Origin of the sequence: Bacteroides sp. NSJ-39, from assembly GCF_014287315.1 — a bacterium.
Taxonomy (GTDB): Bacteria; Bacteroidota; Bacteroidia; order Bacteroidales; family Bacteroidaceae; genus Bacteroides; species Bacteroides finegoldii.
The window spans coordinates 316,823-332,945 of sequence record NZ_JACOOB010000002.1 but is presented as its reverse complement, the minus strand read 5'-3'; the positions used below and the strand labels follow the sequence as shown (position 1 = coordinate 332,945).

13 protein-coding genes, 2 tRNA genes and 1 pseudogene are annotated in these 16,123 nt (G+C 45.1%); 9 read left to right on the top strand and 7 right to left on the bottom strand.

What is annotated here, in order from left to right; all coding sequences use genetic code 11:
* Nucleotides 1-6: 6 nt before the first annotated feature.
* The 4 genes from rhaD to rhaB all read right to left on the bottom strand — a co-directional run bounded on the left by rhaD (nt 7) and on the right by rhaB (nt 4,690).
* A complete protein-coding gene (rhaD, locus tag H8S63_RS04205) occupies nt 7-816 on the bottom strand; it encodes a rhamnulose-1-phosphate aldolase (protein WP_186925813.1) in 810 nt (269 codons plus the stop codon).
* Between the two features lie 91 nt (nt 817-907).
* Nucleotides 908-1,927, bottom strand: coding sequence for an L-rhamnose/proton symporter RhaT (gene rhaT, locus H8S63_RS04200; protein WP_007754791.1), 1,020 nt, complete (start codon nt 1,925-1,927; stop codon nt 908-910).
* A 3-nt stretch (nt 1,928-1,930) separates the two neighbouring features.
* Nucleotides 1,931-3,187, bottom strand: coding sequence for an L-rhamnose isomerase (locus tag H8S63_RS04195; RefSeq protein WP_007754804.1), 1,257 nt, complete (start codon nt 3,185-3,187; stop codon nt 1,931-1,933).
* Nucleotides 3,188-3,232: 45 nt separating this feature from the next.
* On the bottom strand, nt 3,233-4,690 hold the full coding sequence (gene rhaB / locus H8S63_RS04190) for a rhamnulokinase (RefSeq protein WP_186925812.1): 1,458 nt from the start codon (nt 4,688-4,690) through the stop codon (nt 3,233-3,235).
* A 235-nt stretch (nt 4,691-4,925) separates the two neighbouring features.
* Here rhaB and H8S63_RS04185 point away from each other — a divergent pair, with 235 nt between their 5' ends.
* The 9 genes from H8S63_RS04185 (at nt 4,926) to H8S63_RS04145 (ending at nt 15,322) form a co-directional block, all read left to right on the top strand.
* Nucleotides 4,926-5,399, top strand: coding sequence for an arginine repressor (locus H8S63_RS04185; RefSeq protein ID WP_007754821.1), 474 nt, complete (start codon nt 4,926-4,928; stop codon nt 5,397-5,399).
* A gap of 26 nt (nt 5,400-5,425) precedes the next feature.
* Nucleotides 5,426-6,004 (top strand): GNAT family N-acetyltransferase, encoded by a 579-nt coding sequence (locus tag H8S63_RS04180; RefSeq protein ID WP_007754823.1) that lies wholly within the window; start codon nt 5,426-5,428, stop codon nt 6,002-6,004.
* 12 nt (nt 6,005-6,016) lie between these two features.
* Nucleotides 6,017-7,225 carry an argininosuccinate synthase gene (locus H8S63_RS04175; protein WP_007754828.1) on the top strand — a complete coding sequence of 403 codons (1,209 nt, stop codon included), beginning with the start codon at nt 6,017-6,019 and terminating at the stop codon, nt 7,223-7,225.
* Nucleotides 7,222-8,190, top strand: a complete 969-nt coding sequence (argC, locus tag H8S63_RS04170) for an N-acetyl-gamma-glutamyl-phosphate reductase (RefSeq protein WP_186925811.1) — start codon at nt 7,222-7,224, stop codon at nt 8,188-8,190. Before H8S63_RS04175 ends, argC begins: the two co-directional genes overlap by 4 nt.
* A gap of 13 nt (nt 8,191-8,203) precedes the next feature.
* Nucleotides 8,204-9,325, top strand: coding sequence for an aspartate aminotransferase family protein (locus H8S63_RS04165; protein ID WP_032839720.1), 1,122 nt, complete (start codon nt 8,204-8,206; stop codon nt 9,323-9,325).
* A 139-nt stretch (nt 9,326-9,464) separates the two neighbouring features.
* On the top strand, nt 9,465-10,238 hold the full coding sequence (gene proC, locus H8S63_RS04160) for a pyrroline-5-carboxylate reductase (RefSeq protein WP_007754833.1): 774 nt from the start codon (nt 9,465-9,467) through the stop codon (nt 10,236-10,238).
* A gap of 47 nt (nt 10,239-10,285) precedes the next feature.
* On the top strand, nt 10,286-10,840 hold the full coding sequence (locus H8S63_RS04155) for a helix-turn-helix domain-containing protein (RefSeq protein WP_007754835.1): 555 nt from the start codon (nt 10,286-10,288) through the stop codon (nt 10,838-10,840).
* A gap of 7 nt (nt 10,841-10,847) precedes the next feature.
* On the top strand, nt 10,848-12,503 hold the full coding sequence (locus H8S63_RS04150; RefSeq protein WP_022276493.1) for an AMP-binding protein: 1,656 nt from the start codon (nt 10,848-10,850) through the stop codon (nt 12,501-12,503).
* 737 nt (nt 12,504-13,240) lie between these two features.
* Nucleotides 13,241-15,322, top strand: coding sequence for a BT4734/BF3469 family protein (locus tag H8S63_RS04145; RefSeq protein WP_186925810.1), 2,082 nt, complete (start codon nt 13,241-13,243; stop codon nt 15,320-15,322).
* 196 nt (nt 15,323-15,518) lie between these two features.
* Here H8S63_RS04145 and H8S63_RS04140 read toward each other — a convergent pair.
* From H8S63_RS04140 to H8S63_RS04130, 3 genes and pseudogenes are all read right to left on the bottom strand, one after another.
* Nucleotides 15,519-15,791 (bottom strand): annotated as a pseudogene (locus H8S63_RS04140) (fibronectin type III-like domain-contianing protein); the annotation flags it as partial.
* An 81-nt stretch (nt 15,792-15,872) separates the two neighbouring features.
* Nucleotides 15,873-15,957: transfer RNA gene (locus H8S63_RS04135), tRNA-Leu, on the bottom strand.
* Between the two features lie 15 nt (nt 15,958-15,972).
* Nucleotides 15,973-16,045 (bottom strand) — tRNA-Gly (locus tag H8S63_RS04130).
* Nucleotides 16,046-16,123 lie beyond the last annotated feature (78 nt).

The following is a 16,123-nucleotide window of genomic DNA, read 5'->3' as shown; positions in this document are numbered from 1 at the left end:
TTTATTTTATTTAGGAAGATTGAAAGCAACAGTCATTTCCTCCATCTGTTCCTGACTCATACCATCCGGTTCGAAGCCCATGTTCTTGGCTGCAATATAGATCAAAGCAGATTTATTCAACACATCAATCTGGTCGAATGCCTGCATCGCATCGCAATCTACTGCAAATACGCCATGTTTTTCCCACATCACAACATCGTAATCCTGCAACTCCTTAATGGTAGCTTCCGCCAGTTCTACAGAACTAGGCAATTTATAAGGAATGATACCCAAGCCACGCGGGCAGAATGCCTTTGTTTCGGGAATCATGCTCCACAACATATTGGTAGCCACATCTTTTTCCAGAAACTTCTTACAATGTGTCAGAGCGATCAACTCAATCGGGTGCGTATGCACAGATGCTTTATAAGGAGAGTTTTTGCTCAACAGGTCATTGTGCACACTCAGGTGAGAAGGCAATTCCGATGTCGGAGCCACCGCCTCATCAGCGATAATCACATAGCTGGCACAGTCATCCAGAATACGGATAACCGAACCATTCTCCATCGGCCAGCGAGCTAAATCACGCATACGCTTATTAGTTCCCTTGCAGTAGAAATAACATCCTTTCAGATAAGGAAGAGTCACACCGATAGATTTTACTTCGCTGATCGGTTTCATCTGACGGATTTCATCGTCTACAAACTCTGTGATATTAATAGTGATATTACCACCATTACGTTCAGCCCATCCTTTCTGCCACAAGTAGCCGGCAACTTCAGCCACCTTATTTACCTCTTTGGCAAGTGCCGGACGATTCTCTAAAATTGATTTCATTATATATATTTTTTAATTGTATACGGATTACACAGATTTCGCCGCAAGTTATAAAAAACTGCGTAATCTCTGTAATCCGTACCTATAAATTTTAAAACAAATTTGGGAACACTAATGAGAAGATAAGTACGATCAGACCAGCTATCAGCACAGTTATAGTCTTATTTGATACTCCTTTCCATTCCTTCAAAATGATTCCCCAAACATTACTAAAAGTTACATTCAATGCCATCAGTATACACCAGGAAAAAGCCAACAATACAGGACTTTCTGTCAAGAAACTTTTACCCATTTCCAATCCGAAGAATTGCATATACCACAACACACCTGCCAAGGCGCAGAACACCAGATTATTGCCCCACACTTTTCCTTTGGCATAGTCACCCATTGACTTATTAGCCACATTCTGTTGCAGACAATAAGCGGCATTCGTCAGAAATCCGCCAAGAGTAACCAGGAAGATTACCGGAAGACCGGCATAAAGCCCTTCTACTCCACCGGCTAGAGCCGCATTCTTGATAGGAGTTCCCGCATCCAACCCCAAGGCAAAGCAAGCGCTCATGACACCGGCAAGGAGGGCAACCAACAACCCTTTTGTCAGCGCAAAGTCTTTTACGGCAGCACGTTTTTCTTCTTCACTCATGTTTTGTGCACGCAAGCTACCGGCATAGCCGATAATAGCGATACCCGCCAATGTGATGCAAACACCCAACAACAGAATCAACCCGTTACCTTCAAACAAATTTGTGCCTGCAAAAAGAGCCGGAAGAAGAGTTCCGAAACCGGCACAAGTACCCAACGAGATACTCTGCCCTAGCGCAACCCCCAGATAACGCATGGAAAGTCCGAAAGTCAATCCTCCTACTCCCCACAATATACCATAAAAGATGCTCATACCGGCACCTCCTGCTCCCCACAAGTCGAGCAGACTGCCTCCTTGCGGTACGCCCAGCAGTGAACCCAAGAATGGGAACACCAACCAGGCAAATACACCTTGTATCAACCAGAAGCTTTCCCAGCTCCACTCCTTTACCTTTTTAATAGGTACATATGAACTGGACTGGCAAAAGCTACCGATGGCTATAATCAACAAGCCGATTAAAATATCCATAACTTATCGTTTAGAAGTTACTTCGGCTTCGTACTTTTCGATTTCTGCAATGAAATCTTCACCTACAGGAACATTGTTCTTCAAGCAGAACATATCCCAAACAGCATTCCAAGGCAACGCTTTTTCTTCTTCAAGCAAAGCCAGACGCTGGAATCCCTGTCCGTTTGCTTCATATTCACGCAATTTCGCAATCGGTTCGAGCAAAGCGCGGGTCATACATTTCTGTGCGGCACGGCTGCCGATCACGTATGCACCGATACGGTTGATGGAAGCGTCGAAATAGTCAAGACCATAATGTACACGGTCCAAAGCACCGCAACGAACGATTTCGCTGAACAGTTCCATTGTCGGATCATCCATAATAGTAACGTGGTCTGAATCCCAACGAACCGGACGGCTTACGTGCAACATCAGTTCGGGAACATAAAGCAACAATGAAGATACTTTATCAGCTACGCTTTCTGTCGGGTGGAAGTGACCGGTATCCAAAGTGATCATCTTATTGCGAGAAGCACCGTAACCGATATAGAAATCGTTGGAACCTACCGTATAGCTTTCCAGACCGATACCGAACACCTTAGATTCGATACAATCCTTCATATTCTTATATTCGGTAGCGAAGATCTGATCCAAAGAATCTTTCAGCAATGCACGATATTTCATACGATTTACCGTAATATCCTTGCTTCCGTCATGTACCCAAAGGTTCATAATACACGGATCACCCTGTGCCTTACCCATTTCCTCCGCAACAGCACGACAGCGTTTGGTATGTTCAATCCAGAACTGGCGGATACCTTCATCAGGGTTGGAGAGTGACAAATCGCCCGATTTCGGATGAGAGAAAGAAGTAGAGTTGAAGTCAAGCTTCATGTTATGCTCCTTACCCCATTCAATCCAACTCTTGAAGTGTTCCGGTTCTACCTGATCGCGGTCAACCACCTTGCCTTGGAAATCTCCGTAAATCTCATGCAAGTTCAAGCGGTGAGTACCTGGAATATAAGAAGCGGCTTTCAAGATGTCGGCACGCAACTCATCAATGTTACGAGCTTTGCCCGGATAATTACCGGTTGCCTGGATACCTCCGGTCAATGAACCTGCCTGCACTTCAAATCCAGTCACATCATCAGCCTGCCAACAGTGGAGTGACAGGTGAAAATCCTGCATAGTTTCCAAAACTTTCTCGGTGTCTACACCTACTGCCGCATAACGTTCCGCAGCAATTTCATACGCTTTCTGAATCAGTTCTTCTTTTTTCATGATATTCTTTTATTAAAATGATTATTCTGTCGGTTATCTAATTAATTATCGAACACAATTTTTAAAGTGGATATAAGCCGCATCCCATGCTTCCGTATCCTTCGGCTGATAAGTTTTTAACGGAATAGAGCTATGGATCAACCGGCGCATACCGGCAACATCCGTTGCTTCACCTGCCGCCATAGCCTGAATCATCACATTACCGATGGCTGTCGCCTCAGACGGTCCTGCCACCACAGGAATTCCGATAGCATTGGCCGTAAACTGATTCAGCAAGTCATTCCGACTACCTCCGCCAATCACGTGCAATGTTTCTATAGGTCGTGGAGAGAGTGAACGCAGATTTTCCAAAACCTGACGATAACGCAAAGCCAGACTTTCAAAGATACAACGCACCACTTGTCCGCGTTTCTCCGGAACCGGTTGTCCGGTAACCCGGCAATATTCAATAATGGCTTTTTCCATATCAGCAGGATTTGCAAAGCAATCATCATCCGGATTAATCAAACTACGGAACGGTTCACACGTATCCGCCTCACTGATTAATTCAGGATAACTTGTATCCCCCCAATTCAGACGGCAACGTTCCAACAACCACATTCCACAGATATTCTTCAACAGACGGATGGTTCCTTCCACGCCACCTTCATTGGTAAAGTTCAACGCCTCCGTTTCAGCATTAATCACCGGACTATCAGTCTCAACTCCCATCAGTGACCAAGTTCCGCTACTCAAATATGCAAAGTCACGGTCTAATGCCGGAACGGCGGCAACCGCAGAACCCGTATCGTGACCGGCTACTGCAATGACAGGTATTGCCCCCAGTCCTGTTATTTTTTGTACTTCTTCCGTCAATACCCCGACTTTCTCGCCCGGGAATACAAAACGACCGAAATTCTTCTCACTCAGTCCAACCGCTTTCAGCAACTCCGGTTCCAGACACCGTGTCTGCGCATTCACCAGCTGTGCTGTCGAAGCAATCGTATATTCCGTCACCATCTCTCCGGTCAGCATATAACTTAATGCATCCGGCATAAACAGAATTTTATCTGCTGCCTCCAATGCGCTGTCGTGATTGCGACGTAAAGTATCTAATTGAAAAAGTGAATTAAAATTCATAATCTGAATACCAGTTTTGCCATAGACTTCACTACGCGAAATACGGGAGAAAAGAGCTTCTGGTGCACCTACCGTATGAGGATCACGATACGCGTATGGCTGACGAAGCAGGTTACCGTCTTTTCCGACGCATACAAAATCCACTCCCCAGGTATCAATACCGATAGAAGCAATGGATTCGCCACGATGAGCCACCAACTTCAATCCGTCAATAATATGACGATATAATGCATAAATATCCCAATAGAAATGACCACCCACCTCAATCAGATGATTAGGAAAACGATTAATCTCTTCCAGATTTAATCCGCCTTCGATGAAAGTTCCTAAGATTGTACGGCCGCTCGTTGCGCCCAGGTCGACTGCAAAAAAGTTTTGTTTCATGGTATTCTGTCTATATATTTAAGGTATCCATTTACCTACATGGCAAAGATAGGCGATTCCCTCCTCCCTTTCCTTATGTATTTTGATTGAAAGGGTATACATTTTGACACAAAACAAAAAAGCAGGCTCTCACCGTTTAGCATATTTTTCACTTTTATGCAAAAAAACTTTGGTTTTATGCATCTTTTCTCCGAAATAATGCATACTTTTGCACCGTTCTTAGAATAAATATACAATGAAGAAGAAAGCAAATCGGTTAGATGCCATCAAAATGATTATCTCAAGCAAGGAGCTCGGTTCACAGGAAGAACTGCTGCAAGAGTTGAACCGTGAAGGCTACGAACTGACACAGGCCACCCTCTCCCGCGACTTGAAACAACTGAAAGTAGCCAAGGCTGCCAGTATGAACGGAAAGTATGTATATGTATTGCCCAACAACATCATGTATAAACGTTCCACCGACCAAAGCGCCGGTGAAATGTTGCGCAGCAACGGATTTATCTCTTTACATTTCTCCGGCAACATTGCCGTCATCCGTACCCGTCCCGGCTATGCAAGCAGCATGGCATACGACATTGACAACAATGAGTTCAGTGACATTCTGGGAACCATTGCCGGTGACGACACAATCATGTTAGTTTTGCGTGAAGGAGTTACCCCAAGCAAGATACGCCAGCTTTTGGCAGTCGTCATCCCGAATATCGAATAACTATACCTATATTATATAATAAAGAAATGGACACTCAGCAAATAGATGTTATGGTAGCCGACGCCTCACACGAGGTTTACGTTGACACTATTTTGGACACTATCAGAAAGGCTGCCGCAGTACGCGGAACAGGAATCGCAGAACGTACCCACGAATACGTAGCGACAAAAATGAAAGAAGGAAAAGCGATTATCGCACTTTGTGGAGAGACATTTGCCGGATTTACCTACATCGAATCATGGGGGAACAAGCAATATGTAGCAACTTCCGGTCTGATCGTTCATCCGGATTTCCGTGGTTTGGGACTGGCAAAACGTATCAAACAGGCTTCTTTCCAACTGGCACGCCTCCGATGGCCGAAAGCGAAAATATTCAGTCTGACTTCCGGTGCGGCCGTAATGAAGATGAATACGGAACTGGGCTACGTTCCTGTCACTTTCAACGAGCTGACAGACGACGAAGCTTTCTGGAAAGGATGTGAAGGATGTATCAACCACGACATATTGGTTGCCAAGAACCGTAAGTTCTGTATCTGCACAGCCATGCTGTACGATCCGACAGACCCACGGAACATAAAAAAAGAACAAGAAAGAAATAACATTTAAAATATACACACTATGGAAGAAAAGAAGAAAAAAGTAGTGGTGGCATTCAGCGGTGGACTGGACACATCGTTCACCGTCATGTACCTCGCCAAAGAAAAAGGTTACGAAGTATATGCAGCTTGTGCCAATACAGGCGGTTTCAGCGCAGAACAACTAAAGACGAACGAAGAGAATGCCTACAAACTGGGAGCTGTGAAATATGTAACGTTGGACGTCACTCAGGAATACTACGAGAAGAGTCTGAAATACATGGTTTTCGGTAATGTACTGCGCAACGGCACTTACCCTATCTCAGTAAGTTCCGAACGTATCTTCCAGGCATTGGCAATTGCACGCTATGCCAATGAAATCGGTGCGGACGCCATCGCTCACGGTTCTACCGGAGCAGGTAACGACCAGATCCGTTTCGACATGACTTTCTTAGTGCTGGCACCGAACGTGGAGATTATCACATTAACCCGTGATATGGCATTGAGCCGCCAGGAGGAAATAGACTATCTGAACAAGCATGGTTTCAGCGCAGACTTCACCAAACTGAAATACTCTTATAACGTAGGCCTTTGGGGTACTTCCATTTGTGGCGGTGAGATTCTTGATTCCGCACAAGGACTGCCGGAATCGGCTTACTTGAAACACGTTCAGAAAGAAGGAAGCGAACAGCTCCGTCTGACTTTCGAGAAAGGCGAACTGAAGGCTGTCAACGACGAGAAGTTTGACGACCCGATCAAGGCTATCCAGAAAGTGGAAGAGATTGGCGCAGCTTACGGCATCGGCCGTGATATGCACGTAGGTGACACGATTATCGGTATCAAAGGCCGCGTAGGATTCGAAGCTGCCGCTCCGATGTTGATTATCGGCGCTCACCGTTTCCTCGAAAAATATACATTGAGCAAATGGCAACAATATTGGAAAGATCAGGTAGCCAACTGGTATGGTATGTTCCTGCACGAAAGCCAGTATTTGGAACCTGTCATGCGTGATATCGAAGCGATGTTGCAGGAAAGCCAGCGTAACGTAAACGGTACGGCTATCCTCGAACTTCGTCCGCTTTCTTTCTCTACCGTAGGCGTAGAATCCGAAGATGACCTTGTTAAGACTAAATTCGGAGAATACGGTGAGATGCAGAAAGGCTGGACGGCTGAAGACGCCAAAGGCTTTATCAAAGTGACTTCTACTCCGTTGCGTGTTTACTATAATAACCATAAAGACGAAGAGATATGATTAAAGCAGGAATCATTGGTGGCGCAGGATATACAGCAGGCGAATTAATCCGTCTGCTACTCAACCATCCGGAAACCGAAATCGTATTTATCAACAGCAGCAGTAATGCCGGAAACAAAATTACCGACGTACATGAAGGATTGTACGGTGAGACAGATCTGAGATTCACCGATCAATTGCCTTTGGACGAAATCGATGTTCTCTTCTTCTGTACTGCCCACGGTGACACAAAGAAATTCATGGAAAGCCATAACATACCGGAAGACTTGAAGATTATCGACCTTTCCATGGATTACCGCATCAAAAGTGACGATCATGACTTTATCTACGGACTGCCGGAACTGAACCGCCGCGCCACCTGTACGGCGAAGCACGTAGCCAATCCCGGTTGTTTTGCAACCTGTATCCAGCTTGGCTTGCTTCCGCTAGCCAAGAATCTGATGCTGACAGACGACGTGATGGTAAATGCCATTACAGGAAGTACCGGAGCCGGTGTAAAACCGGGAGCTACCAGTCATTTCAGCTGGAGAAACAATAATATGAGTGTGTACAAAGCATTCGAACACCAGCACGTGCCGGAAATCAAGCAGTCACTCAAGCAATTGCAGAACAGCTTCGAGGCAGAGATTGATTTCATCCCGTACCGGGGCGACTTTCCACGCGGTATCTTTGCCACTCTGGTAGTAAAGACCAAAGTATCACAGGAAGAGATTGTCCGTATGTATGAAGAATATTATGCCAAAGACTCCTTTGTACACATCGTAGACAAGAATATTGACTTGAAACAAGTCGTCAATACTAATAAATGTCTGATACATCTGGAAAAGCATGGCGACAAGCTATTGATTATCTCTTGTATCGACAACTTGCTGAAAGGCGCCAGCGGACAAGCTGTTCATAACATGAACCTGATGTTCAATCTGGAAGAAACCGTAGGCCTACGTTTGAAGCCGAGTGCTTTTTAAAAATAACAGAATTATGAAATTATTCGACGTATATCCTTTATATAATATCAACATAGTCAAAGGGAAGGGTTGTCACGTTTGGGATGAAAACGGCACGGAATATCTGGACCTTTACGGAGGTCATGCCGTTATCTCCATCGGACACGCACATCCGCACTATGTAGAAATGGTCAGTAGCCAAGTAGCAAACTTGGGTTTCTATTCAAACTCCGTCATCAACAAGCTGCAACAGCAGGTAGCCGAACGATTGGGAAAAATCTCCGGCTACGAGGACTACAGCCTGTTTCTTATCAACAGTGGCGCGGAAGCCAATGAGAACGCTCTGAAATTGGCTTCGTTCCATAACGGACGTACCAAAATCGTTTCCTTCAACAAGGCGTTTCACGGCCGTACGTCTCTGGCGGTAGAAGCCACCAACAATCCGTCGATCATCGCACCTATCAACAATAACGGTCACGTGACCTATCTCCCTCTGAACGACATCGACGCGATGAAGCAAGAATTGTCAAAAGGAGATACCTGTGCTGTTATCATTGAAGGGATTCAAGGGGTAGGCGGTATCAAAATACCGACCGCTGAATTTATGCAGGAACTCCGCAAAGCCTGCAGCGAAACTGGAACGATACTGATTCTCGACGAGATTCAGAGCGGATACGGACGTAGCGGTAAATTCTTCGCCCATCAATATTGTGACATCAAGCCGGATATCATCACTGTAGCCAAAGGGATCGGAAATGGTTTCCCGATGGCAGGCGTCTTAATCAGCCCGATGTTCAAACCTGTATACGGACAACTGGGAACGACTTTTGGCGGAAACCACCTCGCTTGTTCTGCGGCTCTTGCCGTAATGGACGTCATCGAACAGGAGAATCTCGTAGAGAATGCGGCTAAGGTTGGTAACTACCTGCTGCAAGAACTTAAGAAATTCCCGCAAATCAAAGAAGTGCGCGGATGCGGACTCATGATCGGACTCGAATTTGAAGAACCGATCAAAGAGTTGCGTAGCCGTCTCATTTATGACGAACATGTATTTACCGGCGCAAGCGGCACGAATGTACTTCGCCTGCTTCCCCCTCTCTGTCTCAGTATGGAGGAGGCCGACGAATTCCTCGCCCGGTTCAAAAAAGTACTCTAACCGCTCATATTGATTAATAAACAGCCAACGATAAAAAGCAGCCTACCTCAGAATTTTATTTCTTATCCGGGCTGCTTTTTGTTTTTTCGCAATTAACCGTTACCTTTGTCTGTAACAATTCATTAAAAACAAGCGTCGTATGAAAATAGCTATTATCGGTGCAGGCAACATGGGTGGTTCTATCGCCCGTGGTCTGGCAAAAGGAAGTCTGATAGAAGATTCGGACATTATCGTATCCAACCCCAGCGCCGGCAAGTTGGAACAGCTGAAGAAAGAATTTCCGAACATCTCTACAACTCACAATAACGCGGAAGCGGCAACGGGAGCGGACATCGTTATCCTCGCCGTAAAGCCTTGGTTTATGCAGCCGGTAATGCGCGAGTTGAAGCTGAAGGGCAAGCAGATACTTATATCCGTAGCCGCAGGAATCAGTTTTGAAGAGCTGGCACATTATGTGGTAGTACCGGAAATGCCGATGTTCCGCCTCATCCCTAACACCGCCATCAGTGAACTGGAAAGTATGACACTCGTTGCCGCCCGCAATACAAATGACGAACAAGACAAGTTCATCCTCCGGCTATTCAGCGAGATGGGCACAGTCATGCTTATCCCCGAAGACAAAATAACAGCCGCTACGGCGTTGGCTTCCTGCGGTATCGCATACGTTCTGAAATACGTTCAGGCAGCCATGCAAGCGGGTATCGAAATGGGTATCCGTCCGAAAGACGCCATGACTATGGTGGCACAATCTCTGAAGGGAGCCGCCTCATTGATTCTGAATAATGACACTCATCCCAGCGTGGAAATCGACAAAGTGACTACTCCGGGAGGAATCACCATCAAAGGAATCAACGAGCTGGAACATAACGGTTTCACCTCCGCTATCATTAAAGCCATGAAGGCCAGCAAATAATGGCTGCTGCAAATCATTAATCACTAACAAACTAATCACTAAATAACATGAATGACCAGATTAGACAAATAGCAGAACGTCTCCGTGGATTGCGGGATGTGTTGGAATTGACCGCTGAGGACATCGCCCGCGACAGTGACATATCCGCCGAAGAATACCGGCTCGCAGAAACAGGCGACTATGACATCTCCGTCAGTATGCTGCAAAAGATAGCCCGCACTTATAACATAGCCCTTGATGCGCTGATGTTCGGTGAGGAGCCCAAGATGAGCAGTTATTTCGTAACCCGTGCAGGCAAAGGTGTCAGTATAGAACGTACGAAAGCCTACAAATACCAGTCATTGGCTTCCGGATTCATGAACCGCACCGCCGATCCCTTCATTGTGACCGTTGAGCCGAAAGGTGATGACGAGCCGATTCATTACAACAAGCACAACGGACAAGAATTCAACCTTGTGATTGAAGGTCGTATGCTTATCAACATCGAAGGGAAAGAAATTATCCTTAATCAAGGAGACAGCATTTATTTTAACTCCAAACTTCCACATGGCATGAAAGCGCTCGACGGCAAAACGGTACGTTTTCTGGCTGTAATTATGTAACAATATCATGATAGAAAGATTTTTAGCAAAGACTAACTTTGCCTCACAAGAGGATTTCATCAAGAACTTAAAAATAAACGTCCCGGAGAATTTCAACTTCGGTTATGACGTAGTGGATGCTTGGGCTGCCGAGCAACCCGACAAGAAAGCCCTGCTTTGGACAAACGACAAAGGCGAAAGCCGACAGTTCTCATTTGCCGACATGAAACGTTATACGGATATGACGGCTTCTTATTTCCAAAGTCTGGGGATCGGACGCGGGGATATGGTAATGCTGATTTTAAAACGTCGCTATGAATTCTGGTATAGCATTATCGCACTTCATAAACTGGGAGCGACCGTCATTCCCGCCACTCACCTGCTGACAAAGAAAGATATAGTCTACCGTTGCAACGCCGCTGATATCAAGATGATTGTGGCTGCCGGCGAAGGAGTGATTCTCCAACATATCAAGGAGGCTATGCCCGACTGTCCCACTGTGGAGAAGCTGGTCAGCGTCGGTCCTGAGATTCCCGAAGGTTTCGAAGATTTCCATCAGGGAATTGAGAATGCCGCTCCGTTCGTACGTCCCCGCCATGCCAATACCAATGATGACATCTCACTGATGTATTTTACTTCCGGCACGACCGGCGAACCCAAAATGGTAGCACATGACTTTACCTATCCGTTGGGACATATCGTAACCGGTAGTTTCTGGCACAATCTGAATGAGGAAAGCCTCCATCTTACCATCGCCGATACCGGTTGGGGAAAAGCTGTTTGGGGAAAGCTCTACGGACAATGGATTGCCGGAGCAAATATCTTCGTTTATGACCACGAGAAATTTACTCCCGGAGATATCCTGCAAAAGATACACGACTATCATGTCACTTCACTTTGCGCACCTCCCACCATTTTCCGCTTCCTGATTCATGAAGACCTGACGAAATACGACTTGTCCTCACTCAAATATTGCACCATTGCAGGCGAAGCATTGAATCCGGCCGTATTCGATACCTTCAAAAAATTGACAGGTATCAAACTAATGGAAGGTTTCGGGCAGACTGAAACAACACTGACCGTCGCCACGATGCCATGGATGGAACCGAAACCGGGAAGCATGGGACTGCCGAATCCTCAATATGACGTTGACTTGATAGACCACGAAGGTCGTTCCGTTGAAGCCGGAGAACAAGGACAAATCGTAATCCGCACCAGCAAAGGTAAACCCATCGGTCTCTTCAAAGAGTACTATCGTGATGCGGAACGTACTCGCGAAGCTTGGCATGACGGTATCTACTACACCGGTGACGTTGCCTGGAAAGATGAAGACGGTTATCTCTGGTTTGTAGGCCGTGCGGACGATGTTATCAAAAGTTCCGGTTATCGTATCGGCCCGTTCGAAGTAGAAAGCGCGTTGATGACGCATCCGGCAGTCATTGAATGTGCTATCACCGGTGTACCGGACGAAATTCGCGGACAGGTAGTAAAAGCTACGATTGTTCTTTCGAAAGACTACAAAGCCCGTGCAAGTGAAGAACTGATTAAGGAATTGCAGAATCATGTAAAAAAAGTGACTGCTCCTTATAAATATCCGCGTGTGATTGAATTTGTCGATGAACTTCCGAAGACAATCAGCGGTAAGATTCGTCGCGTAGAAATTCGTAAGAATGATGAGAAGTAGGTAAAAAGAGCCCTATTCATCGATAAAATCCTCCTTCAACTGTCTTTAGGCAAGTGAAGGAGGATTTCTTTTGTGAACAATGATACAAACTGACCAATTAATAGAAATCCTGATTCAATGAATCATTTGTATACCATATATGAAACAAAATTACACTTCTATTTTATTTTTCTGCCTTATCTTTGCCGCAGTAAAATCAAGCACACACTATTATATTATTAAAGATTTTGATTATTATTACAAGTAGAAAGGTTTCATTAGGTTTTAGGTTTACATATTAATTTGAAGGTTTTTATTGTCAGCTGACGTCTTTTCCTGAATAGCGCAATGATTATCAACCGCTTACCTGCTGACAATAAGCCCTGACAATAGGCTGACAATAAGAAGCTAGAACTTCTATTGTCAGCCTATTCATTTATACTAATGCACTGACATTGCCAACTTGTCACGGCCGTGGTTAGATCTCTCCACAGCTGTGATGAGTTCCTACCACGGATGTGAGAAGATCTCACCACGGCCGTGACAAACTAAAGACACTGATACCTTAGCGGAACTATATCGGCACACAAATGGAAATACATCCGTGTGATAGTGGAAGTATATCCGCTTCTCATCCTCCAAAAGCTTATTCTTTATCATGATAAAAGCCAAATAGCTTGTTTTACAAGCACCTTATCCGTACCTTTGAAACCTATAAACAAACACTTACAACTCTATAAAATTTAAGATAAATAGAAATGAAAATTACACAAATCAGGGAAAATGGAGATACGGAAGCATTAAGTGTGGTAAACATCGACCTGTTGATAGAAAAAATGAAAAGAGAGACCAAGCTCCGCCCGGTATCCGAACTACGCCAAGCCCTGCATTTTGTTCTGCCCGACGAACCTTGTTCACTCACTAGCAAATTGCCGCGAGTGATTCCTGCCGCAGCTTTCGGGCGAGTGAACGGAGTGAGACAAATGAAAACCTACAATGGGATTGTAGAACTGACCGTCGGTCCGTTAGCCGGAAAAACAGAAGTGGAGATTGTGAAGCAAAAGGCTGCCGAACTTCCTCAGACAATGCTGGCTTTCATGGGAGCAAGCGGCAAAAGTGTCAAGATATGGACTTGCTTCACCCGACCGGACGGCACTTTGCCGCAAACAACGGAAGAAGCCGAAGTGTTTCAGGCACATGCCTATCGCCTAGCCATCAAATGTTATCAGCCTCAACTTCCTTTCAATATTCTGCTAAAAGAACCGAAACTGGAACAGTTCTCACGTCTTAGCTATGATCCGGACTTGATTTATCGCCCCACTCCTGTTCCTTTCTATCTTTCACAACCTATCGGTATGCCCGGCGAGATGACTTATCATGAGAAATCGAGCACAGAAGCATCGCCATTGAATCGTGCCCTGCCGGGATATGATACGGAGGATACAGTGGCACTGCTTTATGAAGCAGCATTGCGAAAGACCTTTGAAGAAATGGACCAAGCCTGGCATCGGGATGATGATTTGCAAATATTAATAGTCCCGCTTGCCGAGAACTGCTACTACTCAGGCATTCCGGAAGAGGAGGCAACCAGACGCACCATCATCCGTTACAACAAAAGAAAGAATCCAATGCTGGTACGTGAAATGATAAGAAACGTATATAAGGAATGTAAGGGAGTGCCGAAAAGCAACTGTCTGACCAAAGAGCAACGCCTTAGCCTGCAAATGGATGAATTTATGAACCGCCGTTATGAGTTCCGTTACAATACGCAGATCGGAGAGGTGGAATACCGGGAGCGTTTCTCGTTCCGGTTCTATTTCCATCCCATCGACAAACGGGCACAAAACAGCATTATGCTGGACGCCCAATCTGAAGGAATCGGAGTATGGGACAGGGACATAGACCGTTACTTGCACTCCAACCGTGTGCCTATCTATAATCCGCTAGAGGAGTTTCTGTTTCACCTGCCACATTGGGATGGGAAAGACCGTATCCATGCGTTAGCCAACAGGGTTCCCTGCAATAATCCGCATTGGGAATTACTTTTTCATCGCTGGTTCTTGAATATGGTTTCGCATTGGAGAGGAGTAAATAAAATGTATGCCAATAGTACATCGCCTATATTAGTGGGAGCACAAGGAACTCATAAATCTACTTTTTGCCGTGAAATGATTCCGCCTGCACTCCGGGCTTATTATACGGACAGTATTGATTTCAGCCAGAAACGGGATGCGGAACTGTATCTGAATCGTTTTGCGCTCATCAACATTGATGAGTTCGATCAGATTACACTGACCCAACAGGGGTTTCTGAAACATATTCTCCAAAAACCGGTGGTCAACCTTCGAAAACCACATGGCCGCTCGGTGCTTGAGTTACAACGGTATGCTTCATTTATCGGCACAAGCAATCAGAAAGATCTGTTGACCGACCCTTCGGGGAGCCGTCGCTTCATCTGTATTGAAGTGACAGGAAACATCGACACTACACAGCCGATAGATTATGAGCAGCTTTACGCGCAAGCCATGCACGAAATTTCTCATGGTGAGCGTTACTGGTTTAATAGTGAAGACGAGCAGATTATGACCGAGAACAACCGGGAGTTTGAGCAAACACCGGCTATGCTCCAACTGTTTTATCAATACTTTAGGGCTCCACAAGCGGGAGAGGAAGGTGAATTCTTTACTCCGGTAGAAATACTGAATTACTTGAAGAAGAAAAGCGGTATTTCATTGTCCGACAACAAAGTATATCATTTCGGGAGAATGCTTCAAAAGTGCGGAATTAGCTCGAAACATACTTATAAAGGTACTGTCTATCAGGTAGTAAAGATATTATAAGATACAAAAGCAAGGCTGACAATAGAAGTTGATATCTTTTATTGTCAGCCTGTTTTCAGTGGCTATTGCCAGACAGCAACTAACTGATATTCACCCGTTTAGGTATTATATTGACAATTTGACAATAAAACAGGTGCAAATCACTGTGAGATCTAAATTTGATATTTTTGTTTCATAGATGAATAGAGGGTATCTCCTATTTTATCTCCACTTTCATCTGCAATCTGATGTCATCAGAAGCAGCACCGATCATTACTTGGAAAGTTCCCGGTTCTACCACCCTTTTCAAATTCCGATCGACAAGTGCAAAATCCTCTTCGGACAAAATAAACTTCACTTCCTGTTCTTCTCCACACTTCAAAAAGAGGCGTGCAAAATGTTTCAATTGCTTCAACGGTTGCACTACTGAAGCATATTCATCTCTCAAATAAAGTTGAACAACTTCTTCACCATCGTACTTTCCGGTGTTAGCCGTACATAGTACACTCATAAAAACAAATGAGGCTTCATGAATCTATATTCATAAAGCCTTTCAAAAAAAGAATACTCGTACTCGAAGCGGGACTTGAACCCGCACAGCCGCAATGGCCAAGGGATTTTAAGTCCCTCGTGTCTACCGATTCCACCATTCGAGCATCCTTTCAAAGAAGAGCGGAAAACGAGACTCGAACTCGCGACCCTAACCTTGGCAAGGTTATGCTCTACCAACTGAGCTATTTCCGCATTTTTTCAACGGGTGCAAAGATAAGTAGTTTACTTGTTTCTGCCAAATCTTTTCGGAGGAAAGTTTAAAAAACTATC